The sequence below is a fragment of the Pseudovibrio sp. Ad5 genome (assembly GCF_001623095.1).
Lineage (GTDB): Bacteria > Pseudomonadota > Alphaproteobacteria > Rhizobiales > Stappiaceae > Pseudovibrio.
Map to the genome: position 1 here is coordinate 234,292 of NZ_LMCH01000065.1, position 17,103 is coordinate 251,394.

A 17,103-nucleotide genomic window follows, 5' to 3' on the forward strand; every position below is an offset into this window, starting at 1 on the left:
CAGACACGTTTCCATGCCCAAACAGTTCCTCCGTCTTTGACAAACACATCTGCAAAAGCAGGTTTTACTGCCGGTACATCTGCACCTATCACCGCGTGATACCCTATAGTCCTGGGCCCTTCCCCTCAAACCATGCGGTCACGTTTGAAGTTCGGTTCACCGGACCACTGAAAGGTGCGTTACGTCTTCCAATAGCCCCACCCAACCTACGACAAACTGACGGTCGCTCCGCCAGCAGCCCGTTACGTAGGCATAGGTTCAGAGTATGGGAGGAATTCAGGAGGGGAATAAGTTTTTTCCCCTCACGTCATAAAGGTCCGGCAAACCTGAAGCGTATTCTACAGCGTATCGCCGAAAAGTGGGAACCGGTTTTCGGATAAAGATACGCAAAAACAAAGGCTAAAGCAGTTCAGATGTTTCAACCTAAATACGAACTGCTTTAGTGCATCCGGCCACCGTTAGGCACCTTGCTGTCAGGATGAAGCAGAACGATATCTCCATTCTCATCCGCTAAGCCAAGTGTCAAAACCTCAGACATAAATGGCCCGATCTGGCGTGGTGGGAAGTTCACAACAGCAATAACCTGACGACCAACAAGCGCCTCAGGCGTATAGTGAGCAGTGATCTGAGCAGATGTTCTCTTCACACCAATATCATCACCAAAATCAATCTTCAGTTTGTACGCGGGCTTGCGGGCCTCGGGAAAATCAACGGCTTCAACAACAGTGCCAACACGCACATCCACATTCAAAAAATCATCAATACCGATGGTTTTCGTATCTTCTTTTTGGTCCATATTCTTCTCAATAACTCAAATTACAACGCATCCTTATCCGAAAAGTGGAAACCGATTTTCGAATAAAGATACACAAAAACAAAGACTAAAGCAGTTCGCGTGTTTCAGCTTAACTACAAACGGCTTTAGGGACTGGCTTCAGCCCCACCATTCGCAGTTTCAGGTGGAGGTGTGCTTTTACCTGCTGGGCGCGAAGGTCTCTGGCACAAACGTCCCAACCCTTCAATAAAGGGGGCTGCCACTTTCTCAACGCGGCAAGCGCGGCCCATCCATTTTTCACCGTTCGCTAGCATATCGTCAACGGCAACCATAACTTTCGGGTGCCCCGGTGCGTCATCCTCAAGCCAAACACGAACCAACCGCTCAAAACCCAAAGCCAAGGCATTGGACATGCCGACGCTGCGCAAACCAAATTCCTCAATGCCTGCTGCCACCAGCATCCACTTCATCGAGCGTGTCACCAATTTGTGCATATGCATGGCCAAAGCCGGGTCTTTCACCACTGTTTTGCGTAGGTTACGGATCGCCTCTCTATGCGGTTCCATGATATCTAACCGGCACATGAGGACGTCAAACAGCCGATCACGCCGTGTTTCATCCATAAGGTCAGGATCGCGCTCTTTCAGGACTTTCTGGTCAATGTCCTGCATAAACGCTGCCAGCAGATCCAGCTTTCCATTGCAACACGCCCGCACCACCTCAATCTTCACACCAGCATTGTCCGCGATCGCTGTATAAGTGATTTCTTCAATCCGGTGTGTTTCCAGCAACTCAATAAAACTTGCGATGACTTTCTGATGGGTCTTTTCGGTGGGCATGGCACGCTCCTGTATGGCCAACACTCCAGAGCGCGTTCCGTTTGATTGGCTTCAATCAAACACTAAGAATTCGCTCCACTAAAGAAGTTAGAGTGCGGAGCGTGAATGTAAATGAACGCGACCTGCTCTAACTACGCATCAACACCTAATCATACACACAGGAGCAGCACAGATACAAAGAAAAAGCCTCAGTCTAGTAACCGAGGCTTTACTTCAATATCGAGCAATTTTGGAACCTGCTGAAAACGTATCTCCAAGAAGTGGAAACCGGTTTTACGCTAAAGAGACGCCACAACAAAATCTAAAGCAGCGCGGCAGAACCTGCACAAACAGGTGCAGCTTTAGTCAGCAAGTTCAGTGGCGCGATGAGCTGCCTTTGCAACAGCCTCACTCATCAGGTTTGTCAAAGCGTCGTCTCCCATCAAAACGGAAAGCGCAGCAGCTGTCGTCCCACCGGGAGACGTCACATTCCTGCGCAAAACATCAGCATTCTCGGGAGATTGATGGAGCAGTTCACCAGAACCTGCGACTGTTCCACGGGCTAAAGCCTCTGCAAGCTCGGCATTCAACCCCAATCGTTGACCAGCCTCACTCATGGCTTCAACTAGATGGAACACGTAGGCAGGACCGGAACCGCTGACAGCTGTTGCCAGATCAATCTGCTCTTCAGCATCCACCCAGTAAAACGCGCCAATTGTTTCAAGCAGGGAGCTCATCAAAGCCTTTTGCTCATCCAGAACTTCAACCGAAGCATAACCTGCAGTCACACCTCGCCTTACCTGAGAAGGCGTATTCGGGATCACGCGCACAACAGGCTGGGCTGCTCCGAACGTTGCTTTAAAGCGCTTGATTGTTGTGCCCGCTGCAACAGAAAGGATGATGCTGCCCTCATCAGCAACATCAGTAAGCGTTGGCAGCACCTCTTCCATCATCTGCGGCTTGATAGCCATCAACAGCACACCCGCCACAACACCTTCTGGCACGCTCTTGTGCCAGGTGATGCTGTTTGCAGTAATGGTTTCAAGTGTGTCTGATGGTGGGTTAGGGTCAACAACCACAACATGTTCAGGTGCCATACCCTGCTTCATCCAGCCAGCAAGCATGGCACCACCCATTTTGCCTGCTCCAATCAGAACAAGCGGGCGTTCATTCGTTAGTTTCATGCATCACCGGCAGTTTCAAACATCACAGTTTCCATCGCTTCCTGTGCTGTCTTGCCAGCCCACACGACAAACTGGAACGATTGATAATACCGCTCACATGAATCAAGAGAATTAGAGAATAGGACTTCTATCTGAGATGAATTGGCTTCTGCACCACCAGCCAGCAAAAGCGACTGACGGAAAATAACAACACCTTCACGACCCCAGATATCAAAATGCCCCATCCACTGCTGCTCGTTAATGAGCGCAAGCAGACGAACAATCTCATCTTTTCTGGGAGCAGGAACCTTGAGGTCGAACGCACTTGCCATATGCAGTGCTTCCAACTCTTCCATCCATGAAAAGGTTACGTGGTAATCACACCAAGTCCCTGTAACCGAAATGGAAATTTCATCATCACCAAGTCGTTCAAAGCACCAGTCATTACCGGTTGCAAGGTTTTCAATGGTATCAACCGGATTCAGGGGGCGTTCCGTGCCGAACTCAATAAGGCTCATTTCCGGTCCTCTTTCCGTTTGAGGAATGGTTTGTCTACCCACTCCGGACGGACGCGGGTCGAGTGATCATGGACCAGACACTTACGTGCTCTTGGATAGAAGCATGTACTACAAAGGAAGTTCCAGACCGGAACTGTTGATGCAGGACATCGAATCCCTTTTTTGCCAATATACCGATAGATTTGGCCTTTCCCCTATAGGGGGAATAGACAGATCATTGCGAAAATTGTGGACGACTCAATGCCGCCCACAGCATATTCACATGTAATTTTCAGCCAAACCTACGCTTTGTCTTCTGGCGCAGCTTTTTCATCTAGATCGGCAAGGCGCTTTTCTACTGCTGCAAGGCGCTCTTCAAGCTTTTCAACTTCATCAAGCGCTTTGATCGCCATGTCTTTGACTGTGTCAAACTCATCACGCGAAACCAGATCCATATCCGACATGAAACGCTCGGCCTGCGCTCGGAATGCGGTTTCTACTTCCCGCTTGGCACCTTGCGCAACACCAGCGGCATCGGTCATCAGCTTTGCAAACTCGTCAAACATACGATTTGGAGACTGGCTCATGGCGTCCTCTTTAAATTTCTCTCTCACAAACAAGTATTGGTCCGGCCCGTCAGTTTCAAGCGCTGAGAGCTGATTTGCACCCAGAACCCTAAAGAACCTGTCAGTAAGATGTCGAAAGCTTGTGTTGAACACCTGCCACAAACCACTTGACCAAATCCTTCACTTGTCGGAATGCTCGCTGAACTGAAGCGCATGAGGTTTGATAACCTCCGATCAAACACTTGCAATGCGCTCAAACAAACCGAATTAGAGTAAAGTGCGTGAAGGTCTCTGAGCGCAAGGCACTTTAATAACAGAAGGGTTTCATATGCCGCTCTTAGCAATACCTTTCCCGATGATTGATCCGGTTCTGATTGAATTCGGACCACTGGCCATCCGTTGGTATGCACTGGCATATATCGCCGGAATTCTTCTTGCATGGCGCTACATGATCGTAACCGTCCGCAACTCGCCACTCTGGAACAAGACAGCTCATCCAACAGCAACAGACATCGACGACTTCGTCATGTGGGCAACGCTCGGCATTGTTCTGGGTGGGCGCCTCGGCTACGTCCTGTTTTACAATCTGCCCTACTACCTCGCCAATCCAGCAGACATTCTGGCTGTATGGGAGGGAGGCATGGCCTTCCACGGTGGTCTGCTGGGCATGATTGTCGTGTTGATCATCTATTCCAGAGCACGTGGCCTGTCTGGTTGGACCATGTTTGATCTGGCCGCCATCGCCGCTCCAATCGGTCTCTTTTTCGGGCGTATCGCCAACTTCATCAACTCAGAGCTATGGGGCCGCCCGACAGATGTGGCATGGGCCGTTGTCTTCCCAACCGGCGGGCCAGAACCAAGACACCCAAGCCAGCTTTATGAAGCAGCGCTGGAAGGAGCACTTCTGTTCTTCGTGCTGCGCCTGTTGTCCCATCGCTTCAAACTGCTGCAAAAACCGGGCGTTCTCGCAGGCAGCTTCGCCATCGGTTATGGTCTGGCACGCACCTTCGTAGAATTCTACCGCGTACCGGATGCCCACATCGGCTACCTCGCTGGCTTCTTTACCATGGGAATGCTGTTGAGCCTGCCAATGGTTTTGATCGGCATTGTCGTCGTAATTTGGGCTCTCAAAAGAAACACGGAAATCAAAGAAGCAAAATGACCAGCTCTGCGTCCACGCCACTTCAGGAAAAAATCAAAAAACGCATCGCGGACCATGGTCCAATGACCCTCGCTGAATATATGGGCATATGCCTTTCTGATCCCGAGCATGGCTACTACATGCGACAGCAGCCATTCGGGACGAAAGGTGATTTCACCACGGCGCCAGAAATCTCACAGCTGTTCGGCGAACTGATCGGTGCCTGGCTTATGCATCAATGGCTGTCGCAGGATTTGAAAGGCCCGGTGAATCTGGTCGAAATGGGTCCGGGCCGCGGCACTTTAATGAAAGACATCCTGCGCGTTATCTCGTTACGCCCGCAGATGCTCGCCAACATTCAGATACATCTGGTCGAAACCAGTCCATCCTTACGTAAAGCACAGCGCAAACTGCTCAAAGCCTACACAATCAAGTGGCACAACACGCTGGAGACCATCCCGGATGGACCAACCCTGCTCGTTGCCAATGAACTTTTCGATGCTCTCCCGATCCACCAGTACCAGCTCACCGAGCAAGGCTGGCGTGAGCGCTGTGTTGGGCTGGATGACGATGGCAATCTGACATTTGGCATCGGCTCAGGCACTCTGTCTCCGACAGACGTCGCCAAAGCCGGTTTACAGGCAAAACTGGGCGATACACTGGAGCTGTCTCCAGCCTCCACCGCAATTGCCTCACAAATCGGTCAGCGCCTCAAGGCAGACGGCGGTGCTGCTCTGCTCATAGATTACGGCTATGCAAAGACGGCCACAGGCGACACGTTTCAGGCCCTCAAAAAGCACGAATACGTCTCCACGCTGGAACATTGCGGCGAAGCGGACTTAACCGCCCACGTCAACTTTCAGGCACTCGCCAGCGCAGCCACTGCAGAAGGGGCAAACGTGCACGGCCCAATCGGTCAGGGCGAGTTTCTGCTCGGCCTTGGGCTGCTGGAGCGCACTGGACAACTTGGGACTGGCAAATCCACACTGGATCAGGACCAGATCCGCAAAGACGTGGAGCGCCTCGCAGCCGATGACCAGATGGGCACGCTCTTCAAAGTCCTTAGCATCACCAACACCTCAGAAAAACCAATTCCTTTCCAGAATTGAACGCATCGAAGCAGGGAGAAGCCAATGATTAAAGTGCCAGAGCTTGACGCAATGCAATGCCTTTCACATGGCTTCTTCACCCGCGAAGGAGGTGTTTCCTCCGGCATCTACAAAGGCCTCAACGTCGGTCTGGGCTCAAGCGATGTCCGTGAAGACGTTCTGGAAAACCGCCGCCGCGTCGCCGATCAACTCGGCACAACACCTGAACGGATGGTTACCCCCTACCAGATCCACTCGGCCAAGGTGCTGAACGTATCTGCGCCCTTTGCTGAGGAAGATGACAGGCGCGCAGACGCTCTCGTCACCAACACTCCCGGCCTCGCCATTGGCATCCTGACCGCAGACTGCGGCCCGATCCTGTTCGCGGATCCGGACAACGGAGTTATCGGCGCAGCCCACTCAGGCTGGAAAGGCGCCGTCGATGGCATCCTGCCCAACACCGTTCAAGCCATGCAACAACTGGGTGCAAACCCGTCGAACGTCACAGCTGTGATGGGCCCGATGATCTCACAGCAGGCCTATGAGGTTGGCCCGGAATTTGTGGTGCGCTTCCTCGAACAGTCTCAGGATAACAAGCGATTCTTCATTCCCTCACAAAAGCCACTGCACAGCATGTTTGATCTGCCGGCTTTCATCAAAGCCCAACTGGACAAACTTGGCCTCAAAGACGTCGTCGACCTCAAACTATGCACCTATGCGGATGCGGACAGGTTCTTCTCCTACCGAAGAACCACCCATAACAAAGAACCAGATTACGGACGTCAGATATCAACTATCATGTTGACCACCTGATTGTGCTGACGGACGAGCAAGAGTAAGTTCTGTTTCACATTGCTTTGCAAACTATGGATTGGGAGAAGACCATGGCCCTGCACTTTGCACCGGAAGAATTTGCTGAGCGCCGTGTTGCTCTGGACGCCAAACTCAAAGAGCGTCATCTCGATTGCCTGCTGATCTTCGCACAGGAGAGCATGTATTGGCTGACAGGTTTTGACACCTTCGGCTATTGCTTCTTCCAGTGCTTGATCTACCGCCCTGGTGAAGAACCTATCCTTCTCACCCGCTCCGCTGATCTGCGCCAAGCCCGCAACACCTCCAACCTCAAAGACATTCGCCTCTGGATGGACGTCGCAGGCAAATCTCCGGTTGGTCAGGTAAAAGAGCTTCTGTTTGATCTCGACCTGCTCGGCACCCGCATCGGCGTAGAGTATGACACCCACGGCCTCACCGCTGCCAATGGCCGGTTGCTGGACGAATCTCTGCACTCCTTTGCAGACGTCGATGACGCTTCCGACATCATAAAGGAGCTCCGTCTGGTCAAATCGTCAACTGAGCTGGAATATGTCAGAACCGCAGGCAAACTCGCCGATGCTGCTTTCCTTGCCGGTATGGAGGAAATCAAACCCGGAGCCGACGAAGGCCGCATTCTGGCTAAGATGCAAAGCGCAGTGTTTGAAGGCGGCGGCGACTATCCGGCAAACGAATTCGTCATTGGCTCAGGCCCAGACGCCCTTCTCTGCCGCTACAAATCTGGTCGCAGAACCCTCTCAGAAAACGATCAACTCACCATCGAATGGGCGGGGGTTTACCGCCATTATCACGCTGCCTCCATCCGCACAGTTATTCTGGGTGAGCCAACGCCGCGCCATCTGGAGCTCCACCGCGCCGCAAAAGATGCCCTTCTGGCTGTTGAACAAGCCATGCAGGTGGGCAACACATTTGGCGACCTGTTTGCTGCACACGCCAACATTCTGGATGATCGCGGCCTGATGCCACACCGCCTGAATGCCTGCGGATATTCACTTGGTGCCCGCTTCACACCAAGCTGGATGGAGCCGCCCTACATGGCTTTCAAAGAAAATGCACATGAAATTCATGAAAACATGGTGTTGTTTATGCACATGATCATCATGGATTCAGACAGCGAAACCGCTATGACTTTGGGCCAAACTTACATCACACACGCAGATGGCCCTGAAAGCTTATCACAGCTTTCTCTCGACCTCCCTGTGAAGGCAGGGTAAAGACTGCCATAATTAACCTTTACGAATCTATTGGGGGCACCCCACGCTGATTCTCTGAGTGGACTTTAAGGACTGACATGCTGAAGCTCGTACTTTTACCTCGGGTATTAATCATTGCCGCTATGGCAATTCTTGCAGGCTGTGCGGCAAACCCTCTTCCCCCTTCCAGCATCGGGGACATGATTGAAACCAAGTCAGCTCCTCCGACTGTCTCTCCGGCAAAAGCAACTTTTGCATTTGAGCAGCTGACCGGACTGCCTGGCAATATTGCCGACGATCTCTCTGAGCAACTTGGGAATCGCGCAGCAGCAGCGAATCTCAACCTCGTCAGACGCGTTGGTGCACCAGCAACGTACCGAGTCAAAGGATTCTTGACCGCAGCTGGCGATCAGTACACCACCACCGTCTTCTATGTATTTGATATTATTGACGCAAATGGCAACCGTGTTCACCGGATCGATGGCCAGGAGCAAACTGGCGGCAACTCTGGCGATCCATGGGCTGATGTTTCAAGCGATGCACTGCGAAGAATTGCGACCAGAACAATTGCTTCTTTAGAAGCATGGTTACACAGCAAGTGACCTAATAAAATCAAATAGATACACAATTACGCAGCTCAGCTTTTGCAAAAAAGCTGAGCTGCTGTGCGTTCTGGCTATTGTCGGCTTAAGACGAGGTTGCTAAAAGGCGCGCAAGGCGACCTGTCAGGACGCCTTACCAGAAGAAATCGGGTTCCACCAAGGGACGCAAATTTCCACCTCACCACCGACGAATGTCACACGGTGAGATCAAAGCCCAAGAAGGACTTGCGGGTTATGAAAATCGTCGCGGGTAACTCCAATCGCGCGCTGGCCGAGCAAATTTCAAAGTATCTTGATGTACCATTGTCGAAGTGCCAGGTTCGCCGCTTTGCAGACCAAGAAATCTACGTTGAAATCCAGGAGAACGTGCGCGGTGAGGACGTCTTTGTCATTCAGCCTACAAGCTATCCGGCAAATGACCACCTCATGGAACTGCTGATCATCATTGATGCGCTCCGCCGTTCTTCAGCACGTCGCATTACCGCAGTGGTTCCATACTTTGGCTACGCCCGTCAGGACCGTAAGTCAGCGCCTCGTACGCCAATCTCTGCGAAACTTGTTTCCAACCTGATCACCAATGCTGGTGCAGACAGAGTGCTTACACTCGACCTGCATGCTGCGCAGATTCAGGGCTTCTTCGACATCCCAACCGACAACCTTTACGGTGCGCCGGTGATGACCCGTGACATCAAAGAGCACTATGACACAACCAACGTCATGGTTGTTTCTCCGGATGTTGGCGGTGTGGTTCGTGCGCGTGCACTAGCAAAGCGCATTGAAGCTCCTCTGTCCATCGTTGATAAGCGCCGCGACAAGCCTGGTGAATCCGAAGTCATGAACATCATCGGTGATGTGAGCGGCTACGATTGTATCCTTGTGGATGACATCGTCGATTCTGGCGGAACTCTTTGCAACGCAGCAGATGCACTTCTTGCTGCTGGTGCCAAGTCCGTCACGGCCTACATCACACATGGTGTCCTCTCAGGTGGCGCAGTGGCACGCGTTTCAGCATCCAAGCTCAAAGAACTGGTAATCACCGATTCCATCGAGCCAACGGCTGCTGTTCAGGCTGCTCCAAACATCCGCACTATTTCTATAGCCCCACTCATGGGCGAAGCGATCAATCGCACATCGCAGGAACGCTCTGTTTCCAGCTTGTTCGATTCATAACGAGCTCTAATCACAAGCTTTGAGAAACCGGGGTACGCCTCGGTTTTTCTTATTGTAGGCTCAGCAGTTGCCCTTGCTCTTTCTGGGAGTATCGGTTATACGAGCCGCGTACGTCGACACCCTTGGAGGAGGCGTGCGAAGTTGGCCGTAGTTGAGCGCAGAAATCTGTCGCTCCCGCGGCCTTACTTTTATAATCAAACTAGGAGATTCCACCATGGCAAACAGCTATGAGCTGAAAGCACAGGTGCGTGAACGGGCCGGCAAGGGGGCCGCTCGTGCAGCTCGTCGTGAAGGTCTTGTACCAGCAGTAATCTACGGCGACAAAAAAGAAGCAGTGTCTATCAGCCTGCCAATTAAAGAAGCAACCATGACCCTGCATAAGGGCGGTTTCCTGTCTCACGTCGGTACAATCGACCTGAACGGCGAAAAGACTTCTGTAATTGCAAAAGACTTCCAGCTGCATCCAGTAAAAGACACTCTGATGCACGTTGACTTCCTGCGTGTTTCTGCAAACGCTACTCTGACCGTTGAAATCCCAGTGAAGTTCCTCAACGAAGAAACTTCCCCAGGCCTTAAGCGCGGTGGTGTTATCAACGTTGTACGTCACACTGTTGAAATGACTGTTCCAGCGAACGCTATCCCAGAAGCTCTCGAAATCGATCTTGGTGAAGCTGACCTCGGTTCTTCTCAGCATATCTCTGCTGTTAAGCTCCCAGCTGGTTGTGCTCCGACCATTACAGACCGCGACTTCACAATCTCCACGATTGTTGCACCAGCAGGTCTGAAAGAAGACGACGACGCTTCTGAAGAAGGTGAAGGCGAAGAGTAATTCTCTAACTAGGGCTTGGGACAATACCTATGAAGCTGTTAGTCGGCCTCGGTAATCCAGGCCCTAAATACGAGAGTAATCGTCACAATATCGGGTTCATGGCGGCAGATGAAATTCATCGCCGCCATAGCTCATTCAGCCCGTGGCGGGCTCGCTTTCAGGCTCAGGTTTCTGAAGGCACTTTGGCAGGTGAAAAAGTCCTGCTGATGAAGCCAATGACCTACATGAACGAATCCGGTCGCTCCGTAGGTGAAGCACTCCGTTTCTACAAGCTCACCCCACAAGATGTTGTCGTGCTCTATGACGAGCTGGACCTGCCTCCTGCGAAATTCCGCATGAAGAATGGCGGCGGTCACGGAGGCCACAATGGCCTGCGCTCCATCACAGCACACATCACGGATGCCTATCGCCGTGTACGCCTTGGTATTGGCCATCCCGGCCATAAAGACCGCGTACATCAATGGGTCTTGGGTGATTTTGCAAAAGCGGATCAGGAGTGGCTTGAGCCTCTTCTGGAGGCAGTTGCAGACAACGCTCCTTTGCTTGCACAACATCACGACAACCAGTTCGCCAACAAGGTGACACTGGCAACACGCCCGGAAGGCTCTGGTAAACCTTACAAAAAGGACAGCTCTCGCGAGGCTGCTGTTAAAAAGAAGCAGGACCCCGCCAAGCCTGAACCAGAAAAAAAGCCAGCTCCAAAAGCAACGGGCTATCAGGACAAAGAAGCTAACAAAAAAGGGCCGCTCGCGTCAGCGCTTGAGCAGCTGTTTGGATCGAAAGGACAAGAATAAATGGGTTTTCAGTGCGGCATCGTCGGCTTGCCTAACGTTGGTAAGTCTACCCTCTTCAACGCTCTGACGAAGACAGCAGCGGCGCAGGCAGCAAACTATCCGTTCTGCACCATTGAGCCAAACACTGGTGATGTTGCTGTGCCAGATCCACGCCAGTCCAAGATTGCAGCAATCGCTGGCTCCAAAGAGATCATCCCGACCCGCCTGACTTTCGTAGACATTGCAGGCCTCGTGCGCGGCGCGTCCAAAGGGGAAGGCCTGGGCAACCAGTTCCTCGCTAACATCCGCGAAGTAGACGCGATCGCACACGTTCTGCGCTGCTTCGAAGACGACGACATCACGCACGTTGATGGCAAGATCGATCCAATCGCTGATGCAGAAACAGTCGAAACCGAACTGATGGTTTCTGACATGGAAAGCCTCGAAAAGCGTATTGCGCCGCTCGCTAAAAAAGCGAAGTCTGGCGACAAAGACGCCAAGATGGCTCTTCCGATTATGGAACAGGCACTCGCAATTCTTCAGGATGGTAAGCCAGTGCGCGCACTTGGCCTCACCGACCCGGAAGACGTCAAACAGCTCGAAATGCTGAACCTGCTGACATCCAAGCCAGTTCTCTACGTGTGTAACGTGGAAGAAGAATCAGCAGACAAAGGCAACGGCCTGTCCGCTAAGGTTCAGGCTATGGCAGAAGAGCAAGGCGCAGCCTCCGTTGTCATCTCAGCCGCGATTGAAGCAGAAATTGCACAACTGGAAGACGAAGAGCAGCGTGAATACATGGCTGACATGGGCTTGGAAGAGCCTGGCCTAGACCGTTTGATCCGCGCAGGCTACGACCTGCTGCACCTGATCACCTACTTCACAGCTGGCCCGAAAGAAACACGCGCCTGGACCGTATCAAGAGGCACCAAAGCCCCTCAGGCTGCTGGCGTCATCCATACGGACTTTGAACGCGGCTTCATTCGCGCACAAACCATCGCTTACAACGACTACGTTGAGCTTGGCGGCGAAAACCCGGCTAAAGAAGCAGGCAAAGCACGCGACGAAGGCAAGGAATACATCGTTCAGGATGGCGATGTGCTGCTCTTCAAGTTCAATACATAAGTCTATGGCACAATCGCTATAAAACAAAAGGCGCTCAATCGAGCGCCTTTTTTATTGAAAAATCAATGAGATAAGAATCAAATATCTAACAAAACAATCTCACTGGAAGCTTCTGCCTCCACATCAGCCACATGGACTTCTTTCACGCCCTGCGCGATCAGCTTGTCAAGAATACTTGGCTCAACGCCGCTATCCACGATCAGCATGTCTGCCTGAGCGCATGAATTAGCAACGAACCGGCTCGGAACGCCAATCTTGCTGGAGTTACACAGCACCATAGTTCGCTTGCAAGACGCCATGACGGCCCGCGCAAACTTAGCTTCCTCTTCCACGTAGTACATGAGATCCCCCTCAGTGGACAAACCGACAGGACAAATGATCCCCCAGTCCGCCTCGAGGCTCTCAACCGTACCCAGAGCAATCGGCCCCAAAGCCCCCTGCCCATCGGTATAGAGATTGCCGCCAATCACATGGATGTCTGCAGCTGTCTCAGCCCCAATCATCATTGAGGCGACCGCATACGAGTTGGTCGAAACCTTTATCTGCGGCACCTGAGCAAGATGCTGCGCCAGGATTGTCATTGTGCTTCCGGACTCAACAACCACATGGTCACCAGTCTTGAAGAACGAAGTCGCCAGCCGACCAATCGCATACTTCTCGATGTAATGGCTGCGAAGCCTTACTCGATAGGCATCCTGATCTCGTGGCATGAGGAAGCAAATAGAATTATCGAAGAGTTCAAATTCCTCACGATCCGACAACACCTTCGCCAGACTGGTGAGTTCTTCAAAATCCATTCCTAAAATATCTGCCGCAGCAGTCAATGAAATACGTCTGTGGCGCTTAACCAGATTGGCGAGAACGTCCACCATTAAGTCATTAATCATCTAAATTGGCCTAGATCCCAGATACTATTCCGGTAGTAAACAATGTTCATTTTTATCGAAAAAGATTAAAATTTATCAACTGTTCAGAAGAATGAAATCTTCGCTGTCAGCATCCTCGGAAATCGCATGAAAAACGCGCGCTTTTCTAAGATGATGATCGACTTCAGCAAAGCCTAATTCCCCATTATTATCAGTAATAAAGACATCAACACCCTGCATTGTTTGCGCGGTATAGCGGCTGGGAACGCCCAATTTGGAACTATCATTCAACATCATAGTTTTCTGCGCACTGCGCTGCATAAGCAAGCTGGTTTCAGCATCAACCTTGTGGAAGTAGCAGGCCCCTTTTTGAATACACATGCTCGTCGGGCTCAGGACGGTCCAGTCCACCTTCAGATCACGAATACGCGCCTGTGTCTCTTCCCCATGAAGCGCAGTGGTATGCGCTTCCAACCTGCCGCCAATCAACTCAACATTACATGTACGACTATGCCGGACAAGGCTCTCCGCAATCAGCGGGCTTGTCGTCGCGATGGAGAGATTTTTCTTCTCTTTCAGATGATTGGCAAAAAGGGAAAGCGTACTGCCCGCCTCAATCAGCAAACTTTCACCATCCTTAATCAGGCTGGCAGCAAGTTTGCCAATGGCATTCTTCTCGGCAAACCGAGAGTGCATGCGCACGCTGATATCACTCTCTGCAATGGCCTCATTCGAAACCAGGGAACTGCCTCGCACGCGCATGATACTGTTGTTTTCCAGGCCATCAACGGCATACAGGATCTCATCGACAGAGCAATCCAGTACAGTGGCCAGTAAGGAGAGCCGTATCGTTCTATAGCGTCGCACCAATTCGATTATGCGGACGATCACAACACAACCCTCATATACAATTTTATTTAATCTTTCATAAAATTAGTCAAATACCGTTTGAATGTAAAGCTAAGATCGATTGCCGGTGATGTCGCGTCCAAAAATCACCTCGTCACGCAGCGGTATGCCGTGCAAGCCTGTGACTGGTATTTCTGGCTTTACCTTACGTTCCTCATCAATGACGCCCTGCACCACTTTTTCTAAGCGGAAGCCACGTCTTTGATAAAACCGAAATGCATCCAGATTGTCGTTAGAGGTCCGCACCATAATCCGGCCAAGACCTTCCTGCCGCGCAGCATCAACGGAAGCATCCAGCAGAAGCGTACCAATGCCGCCCCAGCGCTGTAGCGAATCCAGCGTAAGGATCTCCCATTCCTGCTCCCGCTTGATCAACGTAATCATCCCCACAAGACGCCCTTCATCCAGAGCGAGATATCCGGGCAGACGTGAGGCATCCACCATTTCACCATCAAGCAATTGCTCAGGACTGGTCCACCGGTTAACGAGCAGTTCAACAACCTGCTCTCGATCTTCTGGTTCAATTGCTCTTACTTGGATTGACACGAAGAAGACTCCTGTTTGGCTTCTGGCCTGACTAGATCAATATCTTTTAACATTCGCAATTCAGTGGCAGTACGTGCCTGCCAGCCAGTGCGCTGCAGTTCGGGGACTTCGTTGTTCTCACAGGGGTAACCTATGCAAAGATAGGCAACAAATTTCCAGTTTTCAGGAACACCAAACAACTGCCCGATACTGTCAGGGTTGAGAATAGACACCCAACCGACACCAATGCCTTTTGCTCTAGCAGCAAGCCAGAGGCAATTAATTGCGCTAACACAAGAATAAGCCAGCGTCTCTGGCATTGTCTGCCGTCCGAGCCCACCTCCCTGCGTTGGATCAAGATCACAAAATACAGCAAATTGCAGCGGAGCATCGGTCAAGCCTTGCAGCTTGAGCTTGGTATAGCTTTCTGCCCGCTCCCCTTTATAGCCCTTAAGAGCTTCAGAATTTGCCTGTTGGAAATTGAGATAAACAGCCTCGCGGTTCGCAGGTTGGCTCATCTCGATAAAGCGCCACGGCTGACTGTTGCCGACGCTTGGGGAAAGATCAGTTAATCGCAAAAGCTCATCAACAGTTTCGCGATCAATAATGTCTTGCTTAAAATGGCGCACATCCCGGCGCCATTTCAAAAGCAATTCAAAATCGTGATTGAAGGCCGCAGAAAACTGCGGGCCATTCTCTACAAAGGCGTCATTCAATGACCGGGAAACTCCACCAATGTCCTGACAGGAATATCGAGTGCTTCCAGTTTTGCACGTCCTTGCAGTTCTGGCAAATCGACAATGAAGCACGCAGCCACGATGTCGGCCCCAGCGCTTCTCAGAAGCTTCACAGCAGCTTCTGCGGTCCCACCAGTCGCAATCAGGTCATCAACCAGAATAACCTTCTCACCGGGCTTTACAGCATCACAGTGGATCTCAATGGTATCGGTACCATACTCCAGCTCATATTCCTGCTCGATGGTCTTAAACGGCAGCTTACCCTTCTTACGCACTGGCAAGAAACCGGCGGAGAGCTGGTGAGCCACAGCACCACCAAGAATAAAGCCGCGCGCCTCGATACCAGCAACCTGCTCAATCTTGGAGCCAGCCCAAGGCTGTACCAGTGCATCAACCGCACGGCGGAAGGCGCGAGGATCACTCAGCAGTGTTGTGATATCGCGAAACAGAATACCTTCCTTTGGATAGTCTGGAATGGTCCGAATGGACGCAATCAGCTCCTCTGAGATACTGTTAGTTATGTCAGTCATGGTCATTTCCGCGTTTGAATTGCATAGTTTTTGTAAGAAGCCCTTCAACGAGGGCCCCATAAGCGATCTGTGCTCGATTATTTGCGCAGCACACGTCCAGCAACAGCATCAAGCTTTGCAAGCAGTGCCGGGTCTCTTTTGTCCTCAGCAGTCATAATCGCAAAATCAAGTGCCGTGTTGGAACCAACCGGGCACTGCTGGTGCTCTCTCGGCAGTTTCCGGGCAACAGCTAGGACAAGCTTCTGAGCACTTTCCACGTTCTCGTGTAGAACCTTGATGATCGCGTTGATATCTACGTTTCCGTGGTCGGCATGCCAACTGTCGTAATCCGTTACCATCGCCACAGTTGAATAACTGATTTCCGCTTCACGGGCCAGTTTGGCTTCCGGCATGTTTGTCATACCAATAACGTCACAGCCCCAGGAGCGGTAGAGGAGGCTTTCTGCCTTGGAAGAAAACTGAGGCCCTTCCATAGCCAGATAAGTACCGCCGCGGCTATACGTAAGGCCCTCTTCTTGACAGGCACTTTCAACAACATCCACCAGCAGTGGCGAAATAGGATCAGCAACGGAGACATGCGCCACGCAGCCAGTTCCAAAAAAGCTCTTTTCGCGCGCAAACGTACGATCGATGAACTGGTCAACAAGAACGAAAGTTCCCGGTGCATATTCCTCTTTCAAGGACCCGCAGGCGCTGACGGAAATCAGGTCTGTGACACCAGCCCGCTTAAGCACGTCAATATTTGCACGATAATTGATCTCGGTTGGAGAGTGCACATGTCCACGACCGTGACGAGGCAGGAAAACAACCTTCAGACCACCAATCTCGCAGATGCAAACATCATCACTTGGCTCACCCCACGGGCTTTCGATCCGTTCCCATCGGGCATTTTCAAAACCAGGAATATTGTAGAGGCCAGAACCTCCGATAATGCCCAGAACCGCCTGCATATCGCTCTCTCCGCTTTG

General features: G+C 51.6%; 20 protein-coding genes. 9 read left to right on the top strand and 11 right to left on the bottom strand.

Annotation, left to right across the window (positions count from 1 at the left end):
* Positions 1 to 439: 439 nt before the first annotated feature.
* The 5 genes from PsAD5_RS24210 to PsAD5_RS24230 form a co-directional block, all read right to left on the bottom strand.
* A complete protein-coding gene (locus tag PsAD5_RS24210; RefSeq protein ID WP_057463587.1) occupies positions 440 to 796 on the bottom strand; it encodes a tRNA-binding protein in 357 nt (118 codons plus the stop codon).
* A gap of 125 nt (positions 797 to 921) precedes the next feature.
* Entirely contained in the window at positions 922 to 1,614 is a 693-nt protein-coding gene (locus PsAD5_RS24215; RefSeq protein WP_063293979.1) for a hypothetical protein, read from the bottom strand.
* A gap of 341 nt (positions 1,615 to 1,955) precedes the next feature.
* Complete coding sequence (proC, locus tag PsAD5_RS24220) at positions 1,956 to 2,777, bottom strand: pyrroline-5-carboxylate reductase (RefSeq protein ID WP_063293980.1); 822 nt, start codon at positions 2,775 to 2,777, stop codon at positions 1,956 to 1,958.
* Positions 2,774 to 3,274: a YbjN domain-containing protein gene (locus PsAD5_RS24225; RefSeq protein ID WP_063293981.1), complete on the bottom strand. Its 501-nt coding sequence runs from the start codon at positions 3,272 to 3,274 to the stop codon at positions 2,774 to 2,776. Before PsAD5_RS24225 ends, proC begins: the two co-directional genes overlap by 4 nt.
* A 281-nt stretch (positions 3,275 to 3,555) precedes the next feature.
* Positions 3,556 to 3,840, bottom strand: a complete 285-nt coding sequence (locus tag PsAD5_RS24230) for an accessory factor UbiK family protein (RefSeq protein WP_057463662.1) — start codon at positions 3,838 to 3,840, stop codon at positions 3,556 to 3,558.
* Positions 3,841 to 4,147: 307 nt separating this feature from the next.
* On the opposite strand from PsAD5_RS24230, the gene lgt reads away from it, so the two are divergent.
* From lgt to ychF, 9 genes are all read left to right on the top strand, one after another.
* Complete coding sequence (gene lgt / locus PsAD5_RS24235; RefSeq protein WP_063293982.1) at positions 4,148 to 4,981, top strand: prolipoprotein diacylglyceryl transferase; 834 nt, start codon at positions 4,148 to 4,150, stop codon at positions 4,979 to 4,981.
* Positions 4,978 to 6,069 (top strand): class I SAM-dependent methyltransferase, encoded by a 1,092-nt coding sequence (locus PsAD5_RS24240; RefSeq protein ID WP_063293983.1) that lies wholly within the window; start codon positions 4,978 to 4,980, stop codon positions 6,067 to 6,069. The genes lgt and PsAD5_RS24240 overlap by 4 nt, the downstream gene beginning before the upstream one ends.
* 24 nt (positions 6,070 to 6,093) lie before the next feature.
* The gene (gene pgeF, locus PsAD5_RS24245) at positions 6,094 to 6,861 is read left to right on the top strand and encodes a peptidoglycan editing factor PgeF (RefSeq protein ID WP_063293984.1); all 768 of its coding nucleotides are present in this window, start codon (positions 6,094 to 6,096) and stop codon (positions 6,859 to 6,861) included.
* Positions 6,862 to 6,932: 71 nt separating this feature from the next.
* Entirely contained in the window at positions 6,933 to 8,093 is a 1,161-nt protein-coding gene (locus tag PsAD5_RS24250) for a M24 family metallopeptidase (RefSeq protein WP_193757761.1), read from the top strand.
* A gap of 77 nt (positions 8,094 to 8,170) precedes the next feature.
* Complete coding sequence (locus PsAD5_RS24255) at positions 8,171 to 8,674, top strand: hypothetical protein (protein ID WP_057463593.1); 504 nt, start codon at positions 8,171 to 8,173, stop codon at positions 8,672 to 8,674.
* Between the two features lie 234 nt (positions 8,675 to 8,908).
* Complete coding sequence (locus tag PsAD5_RS24260; protein ID WP_057463594.1) at positions 8,909 to 9,844, top strand: ribose-phosphate pyrophosphokinase; 936 nt, start codon at positions 8,909 to 8,911, stop codon at positions 9,842 to 9,844.
* Between the two features lie 214 nt (positions 9,845 to 10,058).
* Entirely contained in the window at positions 10,059 to 10,673 is a 615-nt protein-coding gene (locus PsAD5_RS24265; RefSeq protein WP_063290037.1) for a 50S ribosomal protein L25/general stress protein Ctc, read from the top strand.
* Between the two features lie 29 nt (positions 10,674 to 10,702).
* Positions 10,703 to 11,467, top strand: a complete 765-nt coding sequence (gene pth, locus PsAD5_RS24270; RefSeq protein ID WP_063293986.1) for an aminoacyl-tRNA hydrolase — start codon at positions 10,703 to 10,705, stop codon at positions 11,465 to 11,467.
* On the top strand, positions 11,468 to 12,568 hold the full coding sequence (ychF, locus tag PsAD5_RS24275) for a redox-regulated ATPase YchF (RefSeq protein ID WP_063293987.1): 1,101 nt from the start codon (positions 11,468 to 11,470) through the stop codon (positions 12,566 to 12,568).
* A 77-nt stretch (positions 12,569 to 12,645) separates the two neighbouring features.
* Here the strand turns inward: ychF and PsAD5_RS24280 are convergent, their stop codons facing one another.
* From PsAD5_RS24280 to PsAD5_RS24305, 6 genes are all read right to left on the bottom strand, one after another.
* Complete coding sequence (locus PsAD5_RS24280) at positions 12,646 to 13,455, bottom strand: DeoR/GlpR family DNA-binding transcription regulator (protein ID WP_208980629.1); 810 nt, start codon at positions 13,453 to 13,455, stop codon at positions 12,646 to 12,648.
* A gap of 75 nt (positions 13,456 to 13,530) precedes the next feature.
* Positions 13,531 to 14,325 (bottom strand): DeoR/GlpR family DNA-binding transcription regulator, encoded by a 795-nt coding sequence (locus tag PsAD5_RS24285; protein WP_063293989.1) that lies wholly within the window; start codon positions 14,323 to 14,325, stop codon positions 13,531 to 13,533.
* Between the two features lie 69 nt (positions 14,326 to 14,394).
* Positions 14,395 to 14,889 (bottom strand): GNAT family N-acetyltransferase, encoded by a 495-nt coding sequence (locus PsAD5_RS24290; RefSeq protein ID WP_063293990.1) that lies wholly within the window; start codon positions 14,887 to 14,889, stop codon positions 14,395 to 14,397.
* Complete coding sequence (gene bluB / locus PsAD5_RS24295; RefSeq protein ID WP_057463599.1) at positions 14,874 to 15,584, bottom strand: 5,6-dimethylbenzimidazole synthase; 711 nt, start codon at positions 15,582 to 15,584, stop codon at positions 14,874 to 14,876. The genes PsAD5_RS24290 and bluB overlap by 16 nt, the downstream gene beginning before the upstream one ends.
* Positions 15,581 to 16,135, bottom strand: a complete 555-nt coding sequence (locus tag PsAD5_RS24300; protein WP_057463664.1) for an adenine phosphoribosyltransferase — start codon at positions 16,133 to 16,135, stop codon at positions 15,581 to 15,583. The genes bluB and PsAD5_RS24300 overlap by 4 nt, the downstream gene beginning before the upstream one ends.
* Before the next feature lie 77 nt (positions 16,136 to 16,212).
* Positions 16,213 to 17,085, bottom strand: a complete 873-nt coding sequence (locus PsAD5_RS24305; RefSeq protein ID WP_057463600.1) for an S-methyl-5'-thioadenosine phosphorylase — start codon at positions 17,083 to 17,085, stop codon at positions 16,213 to 16,215.
* Between the last annotated feature and the right edge of the window lie 18 nt (positions 17,086 to 17,103).

What these genes read in the sequence shown, in the direction of transcription:
- PsAD5_RS24210 (WP_057463587.1), bottom strand. Translation starts at nt 796, where the DNA reads ATGGACCAAAAAGAAGATACGAAAACCATCGGTATTGATGATTTTTTG.
- PsAD5_RS24215 (WP_063293979.1), bottom strand. Translation starts at nt 1,614, where the DNA reads ATGCCCACCGAAAAGACCCATCAGAAAGTCATCGCAAGTTTTATTGAG.
- proC (WP_063293980.1), bottom strand. Translation starts at nt 2,777, where the DNA reads ATGAAACTAACGAATGAACGCCCGCTTGTTCTGATTGGAGCAGGCAAA.
- PsAD5_RS24225 (WP_063293981.1), bottom strand. Translation starts at nt 3,274, where the DNA reads ATGAGCCTTATTGAGTTCGGCACGGAACGCCCCCTGAATCCGGTTGAT.
- PsAD5_RS24230 (WP_057463662.1), bottom strand. Translation starts at nt 3,840, where the DNA reads ATGAGCCAGTCTCCAAATCGTATGTTTGACGAGTTTGCAAAGCTGATG.
- lgt (WP_063293982.1), top strand. Translation starts at nt 4,148, where the DNA reads ATGCCGCTCTTAGCAATACCTTTCCCGATGATTGATCCGGTTCTGATT.
- PsAD5_RS24240 (WP_063293983.1), top strand. Translation starts at nt 4,978, where the DNA reads ATGACCAGCTCTGCGTCCACGCCACTTCAGGAAAAAATCAAAAAACGC.
- pgeF (WP_063293984.1), top strand. Translation starts at nt 6,094, where the DNA reads ATGATTAAAGTGCCAGAGCTTGACGCAATGCAATGCCTTTCACATGGC.
- PsAD5_RS24250 (WP_193757761.1), top strand. Translation starts at nt 6,933, where the DNA reads ATGGCCCTGCACTTTGCACCGGAAGAATTTGCTGAGCGCCGTGTTGCT.
- PsAD5_RS24255 (WP_057463593.1), top strand. Translation starts at nt 8,171, where the DNA reads ATGCTGAAGCTCGTACTTTTACCTCGGGTATTAATCATTGCCGCTATG.
- PsAD5_RS24260 (WP_057463594.1), top strand. Translation starts at nt 8,909, where the DNA reads ATGAAAATCGTCGCGGGTAACTCCAATCGCGCGCTGGCCGAGCAAATT.
- PsAD5_RS24265 (WP_063290037.1), top strand. Translation starts at nt 10,059, where the DNA reads ATGGCAAACAGCTATGAGCTGAAAGCACAGGTGCGTGAACGGGCCGGC.
- pth (WP_063293986.1), top strand. Translation starts at nt 10,703, where the DNA reads ATGAAGCTGTTAGTCGGCCTCGGTAATCCAGGCCCTAAATACGAGAGT.
- ychF (WP_063293987.1), top strand. Translation starts at nt 11,468, where the DNA reads ATGGGTTTTCAGTGCGGCATCGTCGGCTTGCCTAACGTTGGTAAGTCT.
- PsAD5_RS24280 (WP_208980629.1), bottom strand. Translation starts at nt 13,455, where the DNA reads ATGATTAATGACTTAATGGTGGACGTTCTCGCCAATCTGGTTAAGCGC.
- PsAD5_RS24300 (WP_057463664.1), bottom strand. Translation starts at nt 16,135, where the DNA reads ATGACTGACATAACTAACAGTATCTCAGAGGAGCTGATTGCGTCCATT.
- PsAD5_RS24305 (WP_057463600.1), bottom strand. Translation starts at nt 17,085, where the DNA reads ATGCAGGCGGTTCTGGGCATTATCGGAGGTTCTGGCCTCTACAATATT.